Origin of the sequence: Tsukamurella sp. NPDC003166 (genome assembly GCF_040611135.1) — a bacterium.
In the GTDB taxonomy this organism is placed as follows: Bacteria; Actinomycetota; Actinomycetes; order Mycobacteriales; family Mycobacteriaceae; genus Tsukamurella.
On record NZ_JBEXNL010000010.1, the window covers coordinates 80,764 to 100,348 of the forward strand.

Annotated in this window: 16 protein-coding genes; 5 read left to right on the plus strand and 11 right to left on the minus strand. The window is 70.9% G+C overall.

Annotation, left to right across the window (positions count from 1 at the left end; genetic code table 11):
* Positions 1–60: 60 nt before the first annotated feature.
* Both ABZX10_RS13245 and ABZX10_RS13250 read right to left on the minus strand, forming a co-directional pair.
* Positions 61–1,854, minus strand: coding sequence for a hypothetical protein (locus ABZX10_RS13245; protein WP_355540054.1), 1,794 nt, complete (start codon positions 1,852–1,854; stop codon positions 61–63).
* A 177-nt stretch (positions 1,855–2,031) separates the two neighbouring features.
* On the minus strand, positions 2,032–3,879 hold the full coding sequence (locus ABZX10_RS13250) for a hypothetical protein (protein WP_355540057.1): 1,848 nt from the start codon (positions 3,877–3,879) through the stop codon (positions 2,032–2,034).
* Between the two features lie 43 nt (positions 3,880–3,922).
* On the opposite strand from ABZX10_RS13250, the gene ABZX10_RS13255 reads away from it, so the two are divergent.
* Positions 3,923–4,207, plus strand: a complete 285-nt coding sequence (locus ABZX10_RS13255) for a chorismate mutase (protein WP_355540060.1) — start codon at positions 3,923–3,925, stop codon at positions 4,205–4,207.
* A 15-nt stretch (positions 4,208–4,222) separates the two neighbouring features.
* Here the strand turns inward: ABZX10_RS13255 and ABZX10_RS13260 are convergent, their stop codons facing one another.
* Entirely contained in the window at positions 4,223–5,353 is a 1,131-nt protein-coding gene (locus tag ABZX10_RS13260; protein WP_355540063.1) for an FAD-dependent monooxygenase, read from the minus strand.
* A 73-nt stretch (positions 5,354–5,426) separates the two neighbouring features.
* Between ABZX10_RS13260 and ABZX10_RS13265 the strand changes: the two genes are divergently transcribed.
* Positions 5,427–6,089, plus strand: a complete 663-nt coding sequence (locus tag ABZX10_RS13265; RefSeq protein WP_355540065.1) for a helix-turn-helix domain-containing protein — start codon at positions 5,427–5,429, stop codon at positions 6,087–6,089.
* A gap of 245 nt (positions 6,090–6,334) precedes the next feature.
* On the opposite strand, the gene ABZX10_RS13270 is transcribed toward ABZX10_RS13265, so the two are convergent.
* The 3 genes from ABZX10_RS13270 to ABZX10_RS13280 all read right to left on the minus strand — a co-directional run bounded on the left by ABZX10_RS13270 (position 6,335) and on the right by ABZX10_RS13280 (position 10,102).
* On the minus strand, positions 6,335–7,072 hold the full coding sequence (locus ABZX10_RS13270; RefSeq protein WP_355540068.1) for a glycosyltransferase: 738 nt from the start codon (positions 7,070–7,072) through the stop codon (positions 6,335–6,337).
* On the minus strand, positions 7,069–8,379 hold the full coding sequence (locus ABZX10_RS13275) for a hypothetical protein (RefSeq protein ID WP_355540071.1): 1,311 nt from the start codon (positions 8,377–8,379) through the stop codon (positions 7,069–7,071). The genes ABZX10_RS13270 and ABZX10_RS13275 overlap by 4 nt, the downstream gene beginning before the upstream one ends.
* A 259-nt stretch (positions 8,380–8,638) precedes the next feature.
* Positions 8,639–10,102 carry an NAD-dependent succinate-semialdehyde dehydrogenase gene (locus ABZX10_RS13280; RefSeq protein WP_355540074.1) on the minus strand — a complete coding sequence of 488 codons (1,464 nt, stop codon included), beginning with the start codon at positions 10,100–10,102 and terminating at the stop codon, positions 8,639–8,641.
* 113 nt (positions 10,103–10,215) lie between these two features.
* On the opposite strand from ABZX10_RS13280, the gene pgi reads away from it, so the two are divergent.
* Positions 10,216–11,910: a glucose-6-phosphate isomerase gene (gene pgi / locus ABZX10_RS13285; RefSeq protein ID WP_355540077.1), complete on the plus strand. Its 1,695-nt coding sequence runs from the start codon at positions 10,216–10,218 to the stop codon at positions 11,908–11,910.
* On the opposite strand, the gene ABZX10_RS13290 is transcribed toward pgi, so the two are convergent.
* From ABZX10_RS13290 to ABZX10_RS13300, 3 genes are all read right to left on the minus strand, one after another.
* The gene (locus ABZX10_RS13290; RefSeq protein ID WP_355540080.1) at positions 11,907–12,137 is read right to left on the minus strand and encodes a hypothetical protein; all 231 of its coding nucleotides are present in this window, start codon (positions 12,135–12,137) and stop codon (positions 11,907–11,909) included. The two genes, pgi and ABZX10_RS13290, sit on opposite strands and share 4 nt — an antisense overlap.
* A 248-nt stretch (positions 12,138–12,385) precedes the next feature.
* Positions 12,386–13,123 (minus strand): SDR family oxidoreductase, encoded by a 738-nt coding sequence (locus ABZX10_RS13295; protein WP_355540083.1) that lies wholly within the window; start codon positions 13,121–13,123, stop codon positions 12,386–12,388.
* Entirely contained in the window at positions 13,042–13,758 is a 717-nt protein-coding gene (locus ABZX10_RS13300; RefSeq protein ID WP_355540086.1) for a hypothetical protein, read from the minus strand. The genes ABZX10_RS13295 and ABZX10_RS13300 overlap by 82 nt, the downstream gene beginning before the upstream one ends.
* A 61-nt stretch (positions 13,759–13,819) precedes the next feature.
* Here ABZX10_RS13300 and ABZX10_RS13305 point away from each other — a divergent pair, with 61 nt between their 5' ends.
* Entirely contained in the window at positions 13,820–15,289 is a 1,470-nt protein-coding gene (locus ABZX10_RS13305) for a PLP-dependent aminotransferase family protein (protein ID WP_355540089.1), read from the plus strand.
* Positions 15,290–15,392: 103 nt separating this feature from the next.
* Positions 15,393–16,013, plus strand: a complete 621-nt coding sequence (locus ABZX10_RS13310) for a DoxX family protein (RefSeq protein WP_355540092.1) — start codon at positions 15,393–15,395, stop codon at positions 16,011–16,013.
* Between the two features lie 263 nt (positions 16,014–16,276).
* Here ABZX10_RS13310 and efeB read toward each other — a convergent pair whose 3' ends face one another.
* Both efeB and efeU read right to left on the minus strand, forming a co-directional pair.
* Positions 16,277–17,527 carry an iron uptake transporter deferrochelatase/peroxidase subunit gene (efeB, locus tag ABZX10_RS13315; RefSeq protein WP_355540095.1) on the minus strand — a complete coding sequence of 417 codons (1,251 nt, stop codon included), beginning with the start codon at positions 17,525–17,527 and terminating at the stop codon, positions 16,277–16,279.
* Positions 17,517–19,556, minus strand: a complete 2,040-nt coding sequence (gene efeU / locus ABZX10_RS13320; protein WP_355540098.1) for an iron uptake transporter permease EfeU — start codon at positions 19,554–19,556, stop codon at positions 17,517–17,519. Before efeU ends, efeB begins: the two co-directional genes overlap by 11 nt.
* Positions 19,557–19,585 lie beyond the last annotated feature (29 nt).

Below are 19,585 nucleotides of genomic sequence, written 5' to 3' on the forward strand. Positions count from 1 at the left end.
ACCCGGAAAGCCCGAACGCACCCGGCGTGCCGGGTGCGTTCGGGTGGAACGGGTGCGGGATCAGGCCGCCGCGGCGGCTGTGTCTGCGCTGCTGGTATCGGCGGCGCTAGTATCTGCCGCTTCTGCGTCGGCATCGTCGGACGCGTCGGTCGAGGGATCAGCCGCGGCCTCGTTCCCGGCGGGCTCGGTGGCGGGCTCGGCGGGCGCCTCCTCCGCGGGGTCAGCCGCGGCGGGTGCGTCTCCGGCGGGCGCGTCTCCGGCGGGCGCCTCGTCGACAGGCGCTTCACCCGTGGGTGCTTCACTGGACGGAGCCTCAGCGGAGGGCGCCTCGGTCGACGGTGCACCTTCGGCGGGCGCCTCGGCGGCCGCCGACTCGACCGTCGATGACTCGGCCGGCTTCGTGACCGCGTCGCCCGACGAGTGCAGCGTGTCTGCCATCGTTGTGATGCCCTCCTGCTCGGCGGTCTTGCCCGTCAGTCCGTCGGTGAAGCCTCGCAGGATATCCACGATGCTGGGCAGCAGAGCCGGGTAGCCGTTGGGATCCGAGAGGAGCAGCCCCTTGTTCACCTCGGTCAAGGTGGCGCCCACACCGCTGATCGCCGTGGTCAGCGCTGCGACCGAATCACCCGAGGCGAGCGCCTTGCCGACGTTCTCGATCGCCTTGAGAGCCGCTTCGGGAGCAAGGCGAGTTGCGCTATAGATGCCCAGAGTGGACATGATCAGCGGGAACGCCGCGCCGGAGATTCCATCACCGAGGGGGCCCAAAAGTGGATTAACGATGTCGCCGGTCTTGAGCAGGGGCTCGCCGAGCATGAGCAAAGGCGCAAGGAAGATCCCATGCGCCACGACGTACGGAGTAGCGAGCTGCCCCTTCGGCACCCCGGAGAGCACTGCGTCGATCGCCGACTTGATGCCACCCGGTCCGCTCAGGTAGTCAAATGCGCCCTTGAACGCGTCGGACCAGATGGTCCCGATCGCCCCGAAGTCGGGCAGAGCGGGGACGGCGGAGGCACTCGCCGCGGTCGACGCGGACGCCGCGGTGAACGTGGCGGCGTTGCCTGTCGAGGTCGAGAACGGGCCGAGGCTCGCCCACGACGATCCCGCGAGGCCGGATAGGATGGCTGGCACAAGGCCCGTGAGACCCTTTGCCACCCCGTACTCGCCGAACACCGCGCCGATCGCGAACTCGCCGACCTTGCCGGCCGTGTCGAGGAGCGAGGTGACCGCGCCGAACGGGTCGCCGGCCTGCAGGGCCTTCGCCGCGGCCTGGACGCCGTCGAGTACGAGCGCGGGCGGCGTGATGATCGAAGTGAGCCCCGGGAGCACGAGGCCGAGGATCGGCGTGAGCGCCTTCTGGAAGGCGTCGGCGAACGGCCCGATCTGCGGGCCGAACTGCTCCATGATCGGCGTCATCCCGTTTAGCAGGCCGCCCAGCACGGGAGCGGTGATGCTGTTCACGATCGCCTGCCACGCGTCGCCGGGCTTGCCCGCCGCGATGAGCTTCTGCGCCTCGGCGAGCGCTTCGGGCAATCCGGTGGCAATCCCCTTGAGGACGTCCTGCCCGCCCGTGAGCAGGACGTTCCCGATCACGGTCGCATTGCCGACCTGGTCCGTGACGAGCTTGGTCAGTCCGGTTATCGGGTCGGTGACGAACTTCAGGCCACTGGCCGTCGCCCAGTTCGCGACGGCGCTGGCCGCGCCGCCGAGGTCGGCGACGATCGGCGGGAGCGACGGGGCGGTCACCGCCCCCATCGACGTGGCGACGGGGGCGACCGCAACGGCCGCCGCGGCGGCCATGGCGACCGCGGGCGCGGCGTAGCGACGAGGGACGGACCGCTGTTCTGCAGCGAGCATGGAGATACACCCTTCAGCTGGAATGAACCGGATCACACGCGAACCGGACGAAGGGAACATACGCCCACGCTGTGGATTTTCGGACCGGATTCGAAGAAGCTTTGCGACACCACACGTCTATCTGTCTCAACAGATAATCCACAGTGTTGAATAACCGCAGGTAGAAGTCGCCGCAGGTCAGCGCGGTACGACAGGGCGCGCCGCGTCCGGTATCGACGCCGGGACGAGCAGACCCACCGGCCCGCTCCCGACGCAGACGACCAGACCGGGCGTCTCCGCTCGGGCGACGAGGCCGTCGCCCGTACCCGTCACCCGGGCGTACACGGTGTGCGCGCCCCTGTGCAGCGGCACGCGGACCGGCGTCGCGCCGCGCTGCTGCTGCAGGACGAGGACACCGTCGGCCGAGGCGAGGTAGTTGACCTCCACGACCCAGTCCCAGAACGCCAGCGGCCCCTCGAACGCGAGGGTGACGGGGGCAGCGTCGTCGACCCGGGTGCCGCACGGGAACGGCCCGAGCGGCAGGCTGCGCACGCGGGTGACTCGCCCGGGCACGAACCGCCCCGACCGGTCGACGACGGTGGCCTCGCCCGCGTACTCGGCGAACCGCGGGTGCGCGGGCTGGGTGGCGAGGATCCGCGAGAGCCGGTTGTTGGGGCCCGACAGCGGGCTCAGGACGTCGCCGTAGACCTGCTGGTCGAGCACCTCGCGGCCGGCGTATTCGGCGGCGCCGGCGCGCAGTTCCCGCAGGTAGGGACCGGTGGGGTTGTCGCGCCAGACCGGGGCGAATCGGACGGCGGAGAAGGTACCGCTGAGCGCGAACACCACTACGACGGCGATCCACAGTCGGCGATCCCTCGTGAAACCGGCGGTTCTCGACATCACGAGGCCGAATCCGGCCTCCCGACCCCGAATTCGGCCTGATTCCCGACGCAGGACGAGCGCGCCGGCGAGCGTGAGCACCCACGCGAAGTCGGCGAAGTAGCGCAGCGACAGGGGCAGCAGCGGGGAGGTGAACTCCGAGCTGCGCAGGAAGAACACCGTCGAGGACACGCCCAGGAAGTACAGCACCGCGGCGCCCCAGGCGGCGAGCCCGCGCGGCGCGCGGAGCCGCGTGACCAGCACGATCCCCGCGATGGCGACCAGCCCGACGACCGTCAGCACGACACCCGTCACCACCAGCGGCGGCCCGGGGTTGGTGCGCGTCCACGTCCACGGCCCGCCGACCGCTGCGGGCGCGATCACGGCGTTCACCGACCGCCACAGGGTCCGGGCCGTGAACCCCACCGTGTGCGTGCCCGGCCGCGACGCCGTGACGGTCAGCCACAGCACGATCCACGCGGCGACGACCACCGCGAACGCGCCCCACAACCACCGACCGCGCCGCAGCACCGTCCGCACGGGCCGACGGTGCCCCCGCAGGTAGGGCAGCAGGCAGGCGGTCGCGAGCGCGACGAACGGGATGACCAGTGCCTTCTCGAAGAACAACAGCGCGAGCAGCAACGCCGCCACCGCGTACCCGCCGGAGCGCCGGCGGCCGCGGAGGTAGCGCACCGTCTCCGCGACCACCACCGCCAGCCCGATCTGCAACGGCAGCGCATTCAAGCCCGAGGCCCACCACGCCATCGCCGTCAGCGTGAGCGGGCTGAACAGGAAGAACACGAACGGGACCAGGACCACCGGCCGACGCCCGGCGACCACGACCAGCGCCCGCAGCGTCGCCAGCGCGGCCAGCAGCTGCAGGACCAGGAGCGATGCCGCTGCTGCCGGCCAGCTCAGCGGCGCGACCTTGGTCAGGACCGCCGCCGCGAACAGGGTGCCCGGCATGAAATGGCCGTCGTAGTCGACGAACCAGGCGCTCAGATCGGTCAGCGGCCGCGACGCCCGCCCGACGAAGGCCACGTCGTCCCAGTAGAAGTTCCCCCGCGCGAGCACGTACGCGCGGACAGCGAGCGACACCGCGATGAGCACCGCCGCGCCGACCCACAGCAGGCGCTGCGGAGCGGGGAGCCGGGTCGGACGGTGCACGGTGTGTGATCGTAGGTCCCGCGCCTGTGGAAAACTTGAACCCATGAGCACACCGGACGACACCGGCGCGGAGACGCCCCTCGCCGAAGAGGAGATCCAGGCGCTGCGCGAGGAGATCGACCGCCTCGACGCGGAGATCCTGGCGGCGGTCAAGCGCCGCAGCGAGGTCTCGCGGATCATCGGCCGCACGCGCATGGCCTCGGGCGGCACGCGCCTGGTGCACTCGCGGGAGATGAAGGTGCTCGAGCGGTTCTCCGAGCTCGGCCGCGAGGGCCACACCCTCGCGATGCTCCTCCTCCGCCTGGGCCGGGGCCCGCTGGGCCGCTAGCCCGACGGTCCGCGGTCAGGCCCCGGCCGGCATCCCCGTGAAGAACTCGACGAGGGCGTTCGGCGCGTCGCCGCCGAGCATCATCGTCGCCATCTCGTCCGCGTCCGCCGCGGACTGCTCGGCACGGACGAACATCTCGCTCTCGTAGGCGGTGAGGGCGGCATCGAGGTCGCCGGGGTTCTCGACGATGTGCCGGGCGAGCTCGGCACCGTCGAACAGCGCGATGTTGGCGCCCTCCCCGGCGGGCGGGCTGACGTGCGCGGCGTCGCCGACCAGCGTGACGCCGGGGACGCGCTCCCACCGCAGCCCGACGGGCAGCGTGTAGAGCCGCCGCGGCACGAGCGGCGTGTCCGATTCGCCGATGAGGCGGGTCACCTCTCCCGACCAGCCCGGATACTCGGCGAGCACGCGCTCGGCGGCCGACGGCGCCGACCAGTCGATCCCGTCCGCCCACCCCTCGGGCACGTGCAGCTGCGCGTAGGTGTGGACGATGTCGCCCGCCTCCGCGTGCGTGCTGATCCCGCGGCCCGGCGCGAGCGCGAACATCGCGCCCTCCCCCACGAGCTCGTCGATGCCGGGGTGGCGGCGCCGGACGTCGTGCAGGTAGGTCTCGACGTAGGTGGTGCCGTAGTACGACGGTGCCGCGTCCGTCACCAGGGCGCGCACCTTGGACCAGGCACCGTCGGCCCCGACCAACAGGCCGGTCTCGACGACGGTGCCGTCGGCGAAAGTCAGCTCGTGCCGCCCGCCGCCGAGCGCGCGCACCGCGACGACCTTGGCGCCCCAGCGGATGGCGTCGGCCGGCAGGGAATCGATGAGCAGCTGTCGCAGCTCGCCGCGGAGGACCTCCGGCCGGCCGCCGTCGCCGTCGTCCGGGAGGTCGAGGAGGACGGTGCCGTCGCGGCCGAGGGCCCGGGTCGCCTCGCCGCCCTCGTGGATCAGCGCGCGGAACTGCGCGGTGAGGCCGGCCGCCTCGATCGCGACCTGACCGTCGGCCTCGTGGATGTCGAGCTGGCCGCCCTGCGTGCGCGACATGGGCGTCGGCTCGGCCTCGTAGATCACGGCGGTGATGCCGTGGACGTGCAGGACGCGGGCCAGGGCGAGGCCGCCGAGTCCGGCGCCGATGATCGTGATGGATGTCTGCATGGCGCTCCCCTTTCATTGGAACAACGTTCCATACGAGTTTGGAACATCGTTCCAGTCGTGTCAAGATGGAGTGGTGCCACCCCGCAGCCGCCGCACCGACGCCCTCTCCCGCGACCGCATCGTCGACGCCGCGATCGGCCTGCTCGACGAGAGCGGCGCCGACGCGCTGACCTTCCGCGCCCTCGGCGGCGCCCTGAACACGGGCAGCGGGGCGATCTACCACCACGTCGCCGGCAAGGACGAGCTCCTCGCCGCCGCGACCGACGCCGTCCTGCGGCCGATCCTCGCGGCGCCCGCGGGAGGCGACGATCCCCGCGCGGCGATCCGCGCGCTGGCGCTGGCGCTGTTCGACACGGTTGACGAGCACCCGTGGCTGGCCGCCCAGGTGATGGCCGATCCTGGCCGGCCGGCGAACCTGCTGCTGAGTGAGCGGATCGGCGGGGCCGTGCTGGCGACGGGCACGCCGGAGGAATCGCTGTTCGACGCCGCCACCGCGATCGTCGGCTACGTCCTCGGCGCGGCGGCGCAGAACGCCGCCAACGCCCGGTCGGATCTCGCCCGCAGCGGGCCGAGCCGCGCGGAGCTGCTGGGTGGCGTCGCGGCCCGGATGGCGCAGCTGGATCCCGACGAGTTCCCGTACCTGCACCGCATCGCCGCGACCATGGCCGACCACGACGACCGCGCCCAGTTCCTCGCCGGGCTGGACCTGCTCCTGGCGGGGATCGACGCCCTGTAGCGAGTACGTTCGTTGCGACCCGCGGTACGATCGAGCCAAGATGTGGAGGTCACCCCATGGACGTACTGCCTGAATTTCGTGAGGCGCCAACGGTCACCATCGACGTGATGCTCCCCTCGGGACTTCTCGCCCGAGCACGGGCTGAACTCGGGTACGGTTCCGACGACACCTTGGTGTCCTCGCTTGTGACCGATGCCCTGCGTCGCGCGCGAGCCAAGCAGTCGTAGATCCGGCGGACGGGCCGATCATCGGATCTGCAGATGCCTCCGCGCACTGAGGATTGCGCGAGTGATGTCTGTGTAGGACGCCTCGAACTCCCAGGGCCGAGTTCCCGCCGACGTTTGTCCCGGCCATTTGCGGTACATCGAGAGCGCGCGCGGCTCGTACCACCCCTCGCTCACCTCGTTCAGAGCCGCGATAAGCGAGACGTCCTCCGCGAACTGCATCGCGCGGTAGCCGCCGACGTACCAGTACAGGTCTCGGCGGACAGCAAGCGTGTTCGCTCGAACGTCGAGGTACCGCCGCGTGATCCATTCGTCCGCCCAGTAGCCACGGCGCATTCGTCCGGGCTCGGTCCGGATTGCGGCGAACACGGAATCCGAGCCGTCCTCCTCGCGATCGACGGTGGCTGAGAGATGGAAGCCGACCGACTCGTCGGACAACGCGTGCACAACCGTAGAGAGGGCGTCGACCTCCACCAGAGCATCGTCGGCGTCGAGGTTCCGGAGGATGGGTGCGGAGGACGCCAGGATCGCGGAATTACGGCCGTGGGCGACCCCACGTCGTTCCGGATTGTGGTTGATCAGTACGCGCGAATCCGTCGCGATCCGATCCGACACCGCACCGCCAGTTCCGTCGAAGACGATCGACCATTCCCAATCGAGCAGATCTTGGCGACGCAGCGATTCGTACGCTGAGTCGAGGTAGTCGGTCGACTGCGGAAGAACTGCTGTAATAACCGCGATCCGCGGCCCATTCGTCATTCCGTACCTCCGCCGTTGCCCTCAGGCTCGCTCCTCGGGGTCCGACCGTGTCTGGACAACACCCATCGCATGATGAAAATGACGGGGACGAACGCGAGCCCCCAGCCAAGTGTCCACCACAGGACGACCTCCGTCGCAGGATCGTTCGTGATCGCCGCAGCCGCGTACGTCACCGATGGGAGGCCGACCGCCGCCGAGACGACGGAGATCGTCCAGTCGCGGTTCTCCCGTTGCGCGTCCGCATCCTCCTGCGCCTTCGCCCGGTACTCCGCCTGTATCCGGTTCGACATGACGTCGAGGATCGACTTCATGTGGTTGAGGTCCGCGATGAAGCTGTCGAACAGTTCCCGGGTGAACAGCACCTCATGGAGACCGGCGAGCAGGGCGGTCGCACGGTTTCTTCTCGGGATGACGGTGAACCAGTATCTGTTGCGGAAGCCGACGAACGATCCGACGAACTTCTCGATGTTGATCTGCAGGTCACGGACCGAGTGTCGCCCCAATTCGTGCCCGCCCTCGACTGCTCGCGCATGCACGAGCCAATCGTCGCCGAGCCGCACCAGCCGCTCCGAGTAGTACTCGATCTCCAGCGTCTGGCGCACCGCGAGGACCACGATGTCCACGAACCTCGTTTGTGCGATCGACCAGTACTCCCGGTACATCGGTGTGCTGGGGTCCGGATCCACACCGATGACGCCGACTCCCAGTTCGCTCACCGCGCAGTGCCACCCCGCAGGGAAATCCACATTTCCGAAATCTGCGGCGAGTTCCGACTGGGAGGGCGCCTGCCCCGTACGGCTGTACCCGTATGCGAAGACGTGGTTCCACTGCCGCGCCGGGCTCCAACCGTGTTCGGTGCGCGCACTCAGGGGTGCGAGAGTCGGGGTGCGCCTCGAGAGCGCGACCGCGCACACGAGGACGAGGCCGTCGTTGGTCGTGTCGGTAGCATCGGCCTTCCGGACGAGGCCGTTCTGTACGACGCAGGCGGACGCGACGTCGTCGGGCAGCGCGGCGGCGATGGCTCGATTCACCACGCCCTCCGGAAAGCCCCCGTCGATCTTGCCGTGCAGCGACGCGCTCAGGAGGAGAAGGTCGTCGTCGCTGGGCTCGTGCACCTCGAGGTGCACGATGACGATGTTGTTCGCCGCACGGACCTCGGTGGAGGCGAACCGCACCACCTCCACCGCCAACACGGAGACGTCGAGCGCACCATCCGATTCCGTGACATCCATCAGGGTGTGGAAGCGATCCGGTGGCCCCTCCCCGTTGGCGCCGTCGCTCAGTGAGTTCGCGGTTGCTGCGGCCAACCTCCCCGGAAACCATCCTTCGGGATCATGCTCACGCGGTTGATTGGCGTCGGCTACTTCCGGATAGGCGGACCCCCTGTAGGCACGACGCTCCCACCGCGGGTGATCAAGGTCTTGGACGTCGATGGATGCCTTACCCGCAGGTACCACGACAGCGAAGTGAGCAGCGATCCAATCCGACACACTCTCCCCTTCCGGTTCCCCGTCCGGAATCTACTAGAACAGTCGCTGGGTCGCCCGAACCCTGCGGTGCCTCACGTCACTGCAGCGCGATGTAGCGGGTCTCCAGGTACTCCTCGATCCCCTCGCTGCCACCCTCGCGACCGAACCCCGAGGCCTTCACGCCACCGAACGGACCCGCGGGATCCGAGATGACGCCGCGGTTCACGCCGACCATGCCGCTCTCGAGCCGGTCCGAGACCCGGAGCGCGCGGTCCAGGTCGCGAGTGAAGACGTACGAGACCAGGCCGTACTCGGTGGCGTTCGCGGCGGCCACGGCCTCGTCCTCGTCGGAGAACGGGACGATCGGGGCGACGGGTCCGAACACCTCCTCGGAGAGGATCCGCGCGTCGGCCGGGACGTCGGCGAGCACCGTCGGCGGGAAGAAGTGACCCGGTCCCTCGGGCGCGACCCCGCCGAGCCGCAGCGTGGCCCCCTTCGCGACCGCGTCCTGCACCAGCTCGGAGACGATGTCCTGCTGGTCCGCGGAGATGAGCGGGCCGATCGTGACGCCGTCCTGCGCACCCGGGCCGAGGACGTACTTCTCCATCGCGGCGACCAGCTTGTCGGTGAACTCGCCGATCACCGACTCGTGCACGTGGAACCGGTTGGCCGCGGTGCACGCCTCGCCGCCGTTGCGGAGCTTCGCGAGCAGCGCCTGCGCGACCGCGTGGTCGACATCGGCATCCTCGAAGACCACGAAGGGCGCGTTGCCGCCCAGCTCCATGGACGTGCGCAGCACGCCGGGCGCCGACTGCTCGATGAGCGTGCGGCCCACCTCGGTGGACCCGGTGAAAGTGAGCTTGCGCAGGCGCGGGTCGCGCAGCAGCGGCCCCGTCAGCGCCGAGGACTTCGACGTCGGCAGCACGGAGACCACGCCGGCGGGGACGCCCGCCTCCTGCAGCACCTCCGCGAGCAGCAGCATCGTGAGCGGGGTGAGCCCGGCGGGCTTGACCAGCATCGTGGCGCCCGCGGCGAGCGCGGGGCCGAGCTTGCGCGTGCCCATGGCGAGGGGGAAGTTCCAGGGGGTGATCGCCAGGCACGGCCCGACGGGGGCCTTGCTCACCAGGATCCGCCCGGTGCCGGCGGGCGCGGGGGTGTAGCGGCCGGCGATCCGCACGGCCTCCTCGGAGAACCAGCGGAAGAACTCCGCGCCGTAGCGGACCTCATTGGCCGACTCCGGCAGGGCCTTGCCCATCTCGAGGGTCATCAGCAGCGCGAAGTCGTCCGTACGTGCGACGAGGCCCTCGTAGGCGGCGCGCAGGATCTCGGCGCGCTCGCGCGCGGGCGTCGCCGCCCAGGCGGGCCCCGCCGCGACCGCGGCGTCCAGCGCGGCCGCACCGTCCTCCGCGGTGGCGTCCGCGACCTCGATCAGTACCTCCTCCGTGGCGGGATCGTGCACGGGAAAGGTTGCACCCGAACTCGAATCGCGGAACGCACCGTTCACGAAGATCCCCGTGGGGACGCGGTCGAGGAGGTCACGGATGCGCTGCTCGGTTGCCATGCCAGCCACACTAGTCCCGACGCCCGGGTCGTGCGCCCGGGTCCGCGCCGCCTCCCGCGGGGTCCGCGCGGAACCCCGCGCGGAACCCCGCACCGGACACTAGGCTGGCGCCCATGAGCGACAGCGACATCACCGCGTCCCCCGCTTGGAACAGCCTCGTCGACCACCACCGCGAGCTGTCCGGCGTCCACCTCCGCGAGCTGTTCGCCGACGATCCGGAGCGCGGCTCCGAGTTCGTCTTCCGGGTGGGCGATCTGTACATCGACTACTCGAAGCACCGCGTCACCCGCGAGACGCTCGAGCTCTTGGCCGCGCTGGCGGAGGCCGCGGGGGTCACCGCCCGGCGCGACGCGATGTTCGCCGGGGAGCACATCAACTCGACCGAGGACCGCGCCGTGCTGCACACCGCGCTGCGCGCACCGTCGAGCCTGGACCTGCAGGTCGACGGCCAGGACGTGACCCGCGACGTGCACGACGTGCTCGACCGGATGGGCGATTTCAGCGACGCGGTCCGCTCCCGCACCTGGCGCGGCGCCACGGGCGAGCCGATCACCGACGTGGTCAACATCGGCATCGGCGGCAGCGATCTCGGGCCGGCGATGGTCTACGGCGCGCTCCGGGCGTACGTGCAGCGCGGCATCACCTGCCACTTCGTCTCGAACGTGGATCCCGCCGACGTCTCCGGCACGCTGGCCGGGCTGAACCCGGCGACCACGCTGTTCGTCATCGCGTCCAAGACCTTCTCCACGCAGGAGACGTTGACCAACGCGCACGCCGCCAAGCGCTGGCTGCTCGACGGGCTGGGCACGGGCGAGGACGCGGTGGCCAAGCACTTCGTCGCCGTCTCGACGAACGCCGAGCGCGTCGCGGCCTTCGGCATCGACACCGCGAACATGTTCGGCTTCTGGGACTGGGTGGGCGGCCGCTACTCCGTGGACTCCGCGATCGGGCTGTCGGTGATGATCGCCGTCGGCCGGGAGCGGTTCACCGAGTTCCTCGCCGGCTTCCACGCCGTGGACGAGCATTTCCGCACGGCGCCGATCGCGCAGAACGCGCCGATCATGCTGGGGCTCATCGGACTCTGGTACTCCGACTTCTTCGGCGCGCAGTCACGGGCAGTGCTCCCCTACGCACAGGACCTGGCGCGGTTCCCCGCCTACCTGCAGCAGCTGACCATGGAGTCGAACGGCAAGTCGGTGCGCGTCGACGGCACGCCCGTGAGCGTGGACACCGGCGAGATCTTCTGGGGCGAGCCCGGAACCAACGGCCAGCACGCATTCTTCCAGCTGCTGCACCAGGGCACGCGGCTGGTGCCGGCCGACTTCATCGGCTTCGCCGAGTCCACCGACGACCTGCCCACCACCGACGGCGTCGGCACCATGCAGGACCTGCTCATGAGCAACCTGTTCGCGCAGACGAAGGTGCTCGCCTTCGGGAAGACCGCGGAGGAGATCACCGAGGAGTTGAACGGAGTGGAGGGGGCCGATCTCTCGGTCGTGCCGCACAAGGTGATGCCCGGGAACCGGCCCACCACGACGATCCTGGCGCCGAAGCTCACCCCGTCCGTCGTGGGGCAACTCATCGCGCTCTACGAACATCAGGTGTTCACCGAGGCCGCGGTCTGGGGCATCAACGCCTTCGACCAGTGGGGCGTCGAGCTCGGGAAGGTCCAGGCCAACGCCCTCCTCCCCGTCATCGCGTCCGACGGTGCCCCCACTGCCGAGCTCGACTCGTCGACCGACGCGGAGGTGCGCTGGTACCGCGAGGTGCGGGGTCGCGCGGTCCAGCCGGCGGGCCGGAAGGTCTAGGAGTACTTCGGGATCTGCCAGGTGCCGGCGTCCGTGCAGGTGAGGACGATGCCGCTGTACCGGTCGAGGGCGAGCTTGCCCCACGACTGGCCCGCGCAGGACTCGCCGACCGCGCCGGACGCGTAGTCGTAGCCGTCCGACGGCGCCGCGTTCGCCGGCGCCGCCGCGAGGATCAGTGCGGCTCCCGCCGCGGTCGAGATCATTGCGGTCTTGATGAATGTGCGCATTTCGCACCACCTTTCGTCACTCCTCACGCTAGGAGCGGCGACGGTGCCGCACATCCGGGCCGGCCCCGGGGATCCGCGGCCACGGGCTCAGGGCTGGGCCCCCACCTCGAACGGGTGAGACGGCTCAGCGGCAGAGGTTTCGGCCGCGCGCTGCCGGTTCTCTCCGACGCGGACGGTGTTCGGCAGCGCCCAGGAGTTTCGGCAGCGCGCTGCCGAAATCGCGTTCGTAGGGGGCCGTGCGGCGCGTGTCAGATGAGGCGGCGGGTCAGCTCGTCCGGGGCGTGGCGCAGCACCGCTCCGAGCGGCGTCCAGGGCCACGACGGCACGGCGGCCTCCCTGGGCTCCCGGTCGATGGCCTTGACCAGCGCCCTGACGCCGTCGTCGAGCGAGGACTTCATCGAGGTCTTCACTCCCTTGTTGATGTCGGTCTCGATGAAGCCGGGCTTGATCACGGTGACCGTGATGTCGCTGCCCGCGAACTCCGCCTGCAATCCCTCGCCGATCGCGGTGAGGCCGGCCTTGCTCGCCGAGTACGCGGTCTGTGCCTTGGGCATCCCGCGCTGGCCGGCGATGGAGCTGATGAGTACGAGGTGGCCGCGGCCCTGCGCCCGGAAGACCTCCAGCACCGCCTCGATCTGCGCGAGCGCGCCGGTCAGGTTGGTCTGCACCGTCTCCAGGTTGGCGTGCGTCCTGCCCGTTCCGAGCGGCGCGCCCTTGCCGATGCCGGCGTTGATGATGGCGCGGTCCAGGCCGCCGAGGCGCCCCACGACGTCGGCGATGGCGGCGGGTACGGCGTCGAAATCGGTGACATCGAGCCGCTCGATCTCGACGGCGCCCGTCTTCGGGCACGCGACGAGCTCGGCGCGCAGGGCCTCCAGCCGGTCGAGTCGGCGAGCCAGCAGCCCTACGTCCTCGCCGCGCTCCGCATACGTCCGAGCCATGCCTTCGCCGAGGCCGGAGCTGGCTCCGGTGATGAGGATCCGCATTCCCCCACAGTAGCGACCGCCTCCTCGCCGCCGCCGTGCCCGTCGCCGCCCTGCGCGAGCGCCGGGCCGCCGAGGCCGGTGCGCGCGAACAGCTGGATCAGCGGGCCGACGCCGACGGCGTACAGCAGCGTCCCGACGCCGAGGGTCCCGCCGAGCAGGAAGCCCACGATCACCACGAGCACCTCCATCGACGTGCGCACCACGCGCACCGAGCCGCCGGTGCGGGCGACGAGCCCCGTCATCAGGCCGTCCCGCGGGCCGGGCCCCATGCCGGCCCCGATGTAGAGCACCGTCGCGAAGGCGTTGAGGACGATGCCGCCCACCATCATCGGGATCGCCACGACCAGCGCGGGGTCCTCCGGGAACAGCGGTGCCATGGTGTCGAAGGCGACGCCGATCACGATCACGTTGGCGACGGTGCCGAAGCCCGGCTTCTGCCGGATCGGGATCCACAGGAGGAGCACCAGCGCGCCCACGATGATCGAGACCACCCCCACCGAGAGGTGCATCTTCTCCGCGAGTCCCTGGTGCAGCACGTCCCACGGCATGTTGCCCAGCCCGGCGCGCAGGATCGCGACCATGGCCGTGCCGTACAGCCACAGGCCCACGAACAGCTTGATCAGTCGAATCATCATGACACCCAGAGTGACGCCAAGTGGCATGGCAATCCATAGCCAGTTCTGAGATACTGGCCTCATGTTCCCGTCAACTGGCACCGTCGGCGCGGCCGCCCTGGTCCGCCAGCTCGGCTCCTGGAAGGCCGACGGCGGCGTGGGACCGGCGCGCCGCGCGCCGCGGCCGGCCTACCTCGCCCTCGCCGAGGCCCTGCGCCTTCTCGTCCTGGACGGTCGGGTCCCCGTCGGGACCGCGCTACCGAGCGAGCGCGCCCTGGCGGCCCACCTCGACGTCAGCCGGACGACGGTGACCGCCGCCTACGCCGAGCTCCGTGACAGCGGGCACCTGCAGTCCCGGCAGGGCGCGCGGAGCGTGCTCACGCTTCCCCACTCCGTGCCGGCCGAGCCCGCCGACACCGGGCCCGAGGCCGACCTGATCCGGCTGAACATCGCGGCACCGTCGGCGCCCGACCAGATCGTGCACGACGGCTACCGGCACGCCCTCGAATGCGCGCCGCCCTACCTCGCGGGCATCGGCCTGTACCCGGGAGGTGTTCGGGCACTGCGGGAATCGATCGCGCGGCGATACACCGACCGCGGCCTGCCGACGACCGAGGACCAGGTGCTCGTCACCTCCGGTGCGCAGCACGCGCTACGGGTGGTCCTCGACACGCTGGTGCATCCCGGCGACCGGGTGATCATCGAGCAGCCGACGCACCACGGCACGATCCTGGCGCTGCGCCGGCACAACGCGCGGCCCGTGGCGGTGGGCCTGCATCCCGAGCACGGCTGGGACCTCGATCAGGTCGAGGCGGTGGTCAAGCAACAGAATCCGCGGATCATCTTCACCATTCCCGACTTCCACAACCCGACGGGGCTGCTCCTCGACGAGGCCGGCCGACGGCGGCTCGGGGAGATCTCCGCGCGCTACCGCGTGCCCGTCGTCGTCGACGAGACCATGGCCGAGCTGGCCCTCGACGCGCCCGCTCCCCCGCCGGTGGCGGCGTTCGCGCCGCGCGGCGCCCGGATCATCACGATCGGCTCCGCGAGCAAGACCATCTGGGCCGGTCTTCGGGTCGGCTGGATCCGCACCGAGAACTCGCCCGACGCACTGACCGCCGCCCGGCACGACATGGACCTCGCCGGCGCCGTCTTCGAGCAACTCGCCGCCGGCTACGCCCTCGACCACCTCGCCGACTTCCTCCCCGGGCGGCTCGACGCCCTGCGCGCCGGCCGCGCGGTCGCCCTGGAGGCCGTCGCCGAGCACCTTCCGGGGGCGCGCGTCTCGCCCGGCGTCGGCGGCCTGTGCCTGTGGGTGACGCTGCCTCGCCCCGTCGGGACCGCCACCGCCGCGGCCGCCGCCGGCCTCGGGGTGCGCATCGCCGCCGGCTCCGCCTTCGGGGTCGACGGTGCCCTCGAGCGCAACATCCGCATCCCCTATTCGCTGCCGCCGGACCAATTGGCCCAGGCCATCGAACTGGTGGGGGCGGCGTACCGTCGGGCCACCGGCGGCGCGTCCGTGCCGGACCTTCAGGGACAGCTCGTGGTGTGAGCAGGTGACGTGCGACACATTTCGCATCTCACGGAATCCCCGGGACCGCGGTCCGGTTGAACGTCACCAGAACCGACGATCACCGCTGGAAGGGACACCAGACATGGGACAGAAGAACACCGCACGTGACCTCGGGCTCCTGGCCCTGCGTACCGCCGTCGGCGGGGCGCTCGCCTACCACGGCGCGCAGAAGCTCTTCGGTGTGTTCGGCGGGCACGGCCTGGAGGCCACCGGCCAGGGATTCGAGTCGATGGGCTTCGCGCCCGGCAAGCCGAATGCGGCCCTCGCGGGCGCGGGCGAGCTGGCCGGCGCCGCACTGGCTCTCGGCGCCGCGACGCCGCTGGCCGCTGCGGGTGGCGTCGGCGCGATGATCGTCGCCGCCGAGGTGCACCGCCCGCAGGGCTTCGCCGCGCAGGGCGGCGGCAACGAGTACCCGATCACCCTCGGTGTCGCGGCCGCCGCGCTGGCCCTGACCGGCCCGGGCACGTACTCCGTCGACCACCTGCTGGGCGACCGCCTGAACAAGCCGTGGCTGGCCGCGCTCGCGCTCGGCGGCGCCGTCGCCGGTGCCGGCGTCACGATCGCGCGCCGCAACGCCGCGCTGGCGCAGGCCGCGGCCGTGTCCCAGGAGATCGAGGACGAGGCCGCCGAGGGCGACTTCCTGCTCGGCGACTACGACCCGGAGACGGGCGAGAACGACGGCGTGGACAAGCTGATCAAGTAGTCCCCGCCGCCGCGGCACTCACCGGCCGCGAGAAGACGAATGCCGCCGGACCCCTCACCCAGGGTCCGGCGGCATCGTTGTACGGGGCGGGCATTTCGGGTGCGGGAAGCCATCCGCACCCGAACCGCGCGAGCGCACCCTGCACGCCGGGTGCGACCGGGTGAAACGGGTGCGGGAGCCCATCCGCACCCGAAATGCCCGGCGACGCAGGGCTGCTGGCCTGCCGAACGGGGTCCGGCGGACCGAGCCCCGGCACCGTCGTACTACCGGAACAGCCCGGCCCCCAGGAAGTCGTCGCCACCGCGCACGCCGGGCACGGCGAAGAAGTAGCCGCCGCCGAACGGGGTGACGTAGTCCGTCAGCGGCTCGTCGATCAGCCGCTTCTGCACCTCTTCGAACTGCGCCTCGACATCCTGCTGGAAGCAGATGAAGACGTGGCCGCAGGCCATGTTGCCGTTCATGTCCAGGCCCAGGTCGTAGTTGTACGACCGGCGCACCAGGCGCTGCTTCTCCGTCTTCTCGCCCTCGCGCGGGTTCGCCAGGCGGATGTGGGAATCGGTCGGAATGACGGTCCCGTCCGGGTCCTTCGAGTAGTCGGGGTCGTCGGTCTCGACGGCACCGTCGAGCGGGGCGCCCGAATCGCGGCGACGCCCGAACATCCCCTCCTGCTCCGCGATCGAGACGCGGTCCCAGAACTCGACCAGCATCCGGATGAGCCGCACCACCATGTAGGTGCCGCCGTGGGTCCACGCGGGCTCGTCACCGCCGGCCACCCAGATCAGCTGCTCGGCCTGGTTCCCCACGGGATTGGCCGTTCCGTCCTTGAAGCCCAGCAGGTTCCGCGACGAGCCCTCCGGCCGCGGCGGAGCGCCGTAGCCCTGCATCTTCCACCGCAGCTGCATCGCGCCGCGGGTGTGCTTGGCGATGTCGCGCAGCGCGTGGTGCACGGTGTCCGGGTTGTTGGCGCACAGCTGCAGCACGAGGTCGCCGTGCATCTGCGCGGCGTCGGGCTGGTCGTTCGGGAACACCGTCATCGGCTTGAGCTTGCGCGGCTTGCGCGCGCTCAGCCCGAACCGGTCGTCGAACAGCGAGTCCCCCACGCCGAGTGTGATCGTCAGCCCGTCGGCCGGGACCACGGGGCCCAGGACCGCGCTGTCCGACGGGGGCTTCCCCACGCCGAGGTCGGTGGGCGCGCCGCCCGCGGTGAGGAACCGCGCGCGGTCGGTGATCGTCCGCAGCAACTGTTCGAGACCGGCACGGTCCGCGGCGATCACATCGAACGCCGCGACCATCAGCGATGCCTGCTTCGCCGCCGGCGCCGGCGTCAGCACACCGGACTGGTGGGCCCCTTCGAACGGGTAGGAATCAGCGGGCCTCGGGACCGCCGACTGCGCCGCGTCGCTCCGGGCGCCCCCGGCGAGGACCCCGCCGATCGCGGCGACACCGACGGCGCCGACCGCCGTGCCCTGCAGGAACTTCCGGCGACCCGGGCCGGTGGGGTTCTCATCCGTCATGCTTGGGGACCTCCAGGAGGTTGGGCACGGCGGACAGGGTCTCGAGAGCCGCGCCGACGGTGCCGTTGATCTTCTGCCGTTGCGCGAGCGTGGGCGCGTCGAGCGGCGGGTAGGTGCCGTCGGGCCGCTTGACGGCGTCGAGGGCCTTGACGATGTCGTCGAGCTGGCGGCGCGCGGTCGGCAGCAGGTTCGGGTCGCGGGGCGTGAGCAGCGGCTCGACGATCTGCAGCACCGTGCGGGTGGCGTCCACGTCCGCGGCGGTCGCCGCGTAGCCGGAGTGCGCCCCCTGATCGCTGACGCCCGTCAGGTGGTCGCGCAGCGCGTCCTCGAGGATCTCGTGGCCGCGGAGCGACAGCGTCTTGGAGTCCCCGGCGATGTCGTCGGTGCGCAGGTCCTTGCGGACCTTCGCGATCCCGTCGAGGGTCTTGTCGACCTGCGCCACCAGCGCCGCCGACGGTTCGCCGGTGTACAGCCCGTACTCGATCCGCCGGATTCCGGAGAACTCCGGGTCGCGGACACCGTCGGCGAACCCGTCCGGCAAGCCGGCGACGGCCTTGCCCGCGTCACCGAAGCTGTTGTACGAGGCGCCGACCCGCTCCCACGCCGTCATGGCGTCGAGCCAGGCGCGCTTGGCGCCCGCGGTGTCGCCGCCGGTCAGCGCGCTCTTCACCCGGCCCAAGGCCTCCTCGACCGAGGGCAGCACCGTCAGGACGTAGTCCTGGTACTTCACGTTCACGCCGTCGAGATCGTCCTTCGTGACCCGCGAGACGGCCTGCGGGGTGTTCCCCGAGCCACCGGTGACGGTGAACTGCGCGGACCGCGTGGCCTTCTGCCCCGCGAGGTAGCAGACGAACTGGTAGCCGCCGTTGCCGAGCGTCGCCGACAGGTCGGCGGTGGTGGCCGGGCCGAGCGTCTCGATCTCGCCGACCACGGCGTCGCCGCTGTCGACGAGGGTGATCTCGCCGGACTTGCCGGACTTGTTCGTGACGGTGATCCGCTGCAGGCCCGGGCCCGCGCCGGAGAAGCCCTTCGCGCAGTCCGCGGCGGTGACGATGACCGAACCCGCCGCCGGCGGCTTGGCTGGCAGGAGGGCGATGATCAGGCCGGCGACGAGCATCGGCACCAGCACCACGACACCCGCGACGGGCAGCGTGCGGCGGCCGGCCAGGCGCGCGGCCCAGGTCTCGAAGCGGCCCTTGTCGTGCGCACCGGCGACGGGCGCCGGCGGTGTGGTGCCGAGGAACAGCCCCAGCACGATCACCACGTACGCGATCCAGGCGAGCACCTGCAGCACCGTCATCTTCGGCGCGAGGTTGGTGATGCCGCTGATCAGCGCCACCCACCACGAGTCGGGACTGATGGTGCCGCTGAGGTCGAAGGCGAGCCACGTGCGGCCGGGCAGGACGCCGCCGTTCTGGAGGTCGCCGAGGCCGTAGGCGAGCACACCGGCCGCCACCACGATGAGCAGCACCGCCGTGTAGCGGAAGAACTTGCCCAGGTCGAGGCGGACTGCCTGCCGGTAGAGCAGCACGCAGATCCCGAAGGCGACCAGCAGACCGAGCGCGGCGCCGACCGCCGGGGCGACCGCGTCGCCCGAGGCCCGCGCCGCCGTCCACAAGAAGAGCGTGGTCTCGAGGCCCTCGCGTGCGACGGCGAAGAAGGCCGTCAGCACCAGCGCGCCCGCGCCGAGCGCGAGCGCGGTCTCGACATCGCCGCGCAGGCTCTTCGACAGCGACGCGGCCGTGCGCCGCATCCAGAAGATCATGATCGTCACGAGGATCACCGCGACCACGCTCAGCGTGCCCGCGACCACCTCGCGCGCCGTGGCGGACAGCTCCGAGGTCGTGAACGTCAGCACCGCGCCGAAGCTCACCGACAACGACGCCGCGCCCAGCGCACCCAACCACACCGGCACCCTCGAGCCGCCCGACTTCTTCACGGCGGCCAACAGGATGCTCACTATCAGTCCCGCCTCAAGCCCTTCACGAAGGCCGATGAGGAAGTTCGGGACGGCATCACCCCAGATCATCCCTAGAAGGTAAGGCACGCCTACTGCAG

Coding starts and splice junctions, on each gene's coding strand:
- ABZX10_RS13245 (WP_355540054.1), bottom strand. CDS start 1,854: ATGCTCGCTGCAGAACAGCGGTCCGTCCCTCGTCGCTACGCCGCGCCC.
- ABZX10_RS13255 (WP_355540060.1), top strand. CDS start 3,923: ATGAGCACACCGGACGACACCGGCGCGGAGACGCCCCTCGCCGAAGAG.
- ABZX10_RS13260 (WP_355540063.1), bottom strand. CDS start 5,353: ATGCAGACATCCATCACGATCATCGGCGCCGGACTCGGCGGCCTCGCC.
- ABZX10_RS13270 (WP_355540068.1), bottom strand. CDS start 7,072: ATGACGAATGGGCCGCGGATCGCGGTTATTACAGCAGTTCTTCCGCAG.
- ABZX10_RS13280 (WP_355540074.1), bottom strand. CDS start 10,102: ATGGCAACCGAGCAGCGCATCCGTGACCTCCTCGACCGCGTCCCCACG.
- pgi (WP_355540077.1), top strand. CDS start 10,216: ATGAGCGACAGCGACATCACCGCGTCCCCCGCTTGGAACAGCCTCGTC.
- ABZX10_RS13290 (WP_355540080.1), bottom strand. CDS start 12,137: ATGCGCACATTCATCAAGACCGCAATGATCTCGACCGCGGCGGGAGCC.
- ABZX10_RS13295 (WP_355540083.1), bottom strand. CDS start 13,123: ATGCGGATCCTCATCACCGGAGCCAGCTCCGGCCTCGGCGAAGGCATG.
- ABZX10_RS13300 (WP_355540086.1), bottom strand. CDS start 13,758: ATGATGATTCGACTGATCAAGCTGTTCGTGGGCCTGTGGCTGTACGGC.
- ABZX10_RS13305 (WP_355540089.1), top strand. CDS start 13,820: ATGTTCCCGTCAACTGGCACCGTCGGCGCGGCCGCCCTGGTCCGCCAG.
- ABZX10_RS13310 (WP_355540092.1), top strand. CDS start 15,393: ATGGGACAGAAGAACACCGCACGTGACCTCGGGCTCCTGGCCCTGCGT.
- efeB (WP_355540095.1), bottom strand. CDS start 17,527: ATGACGGATGAGAACCCCACCGGCCCGGGTCGCCGGAAGTTCCTGCAG.
- efeU (WP_355540098.1), bottom strand. CDS start 19,556: ATGATCTGGGGTGATGCCGTCCCGAACTTCCTCATCGGCCTTCGTGAA.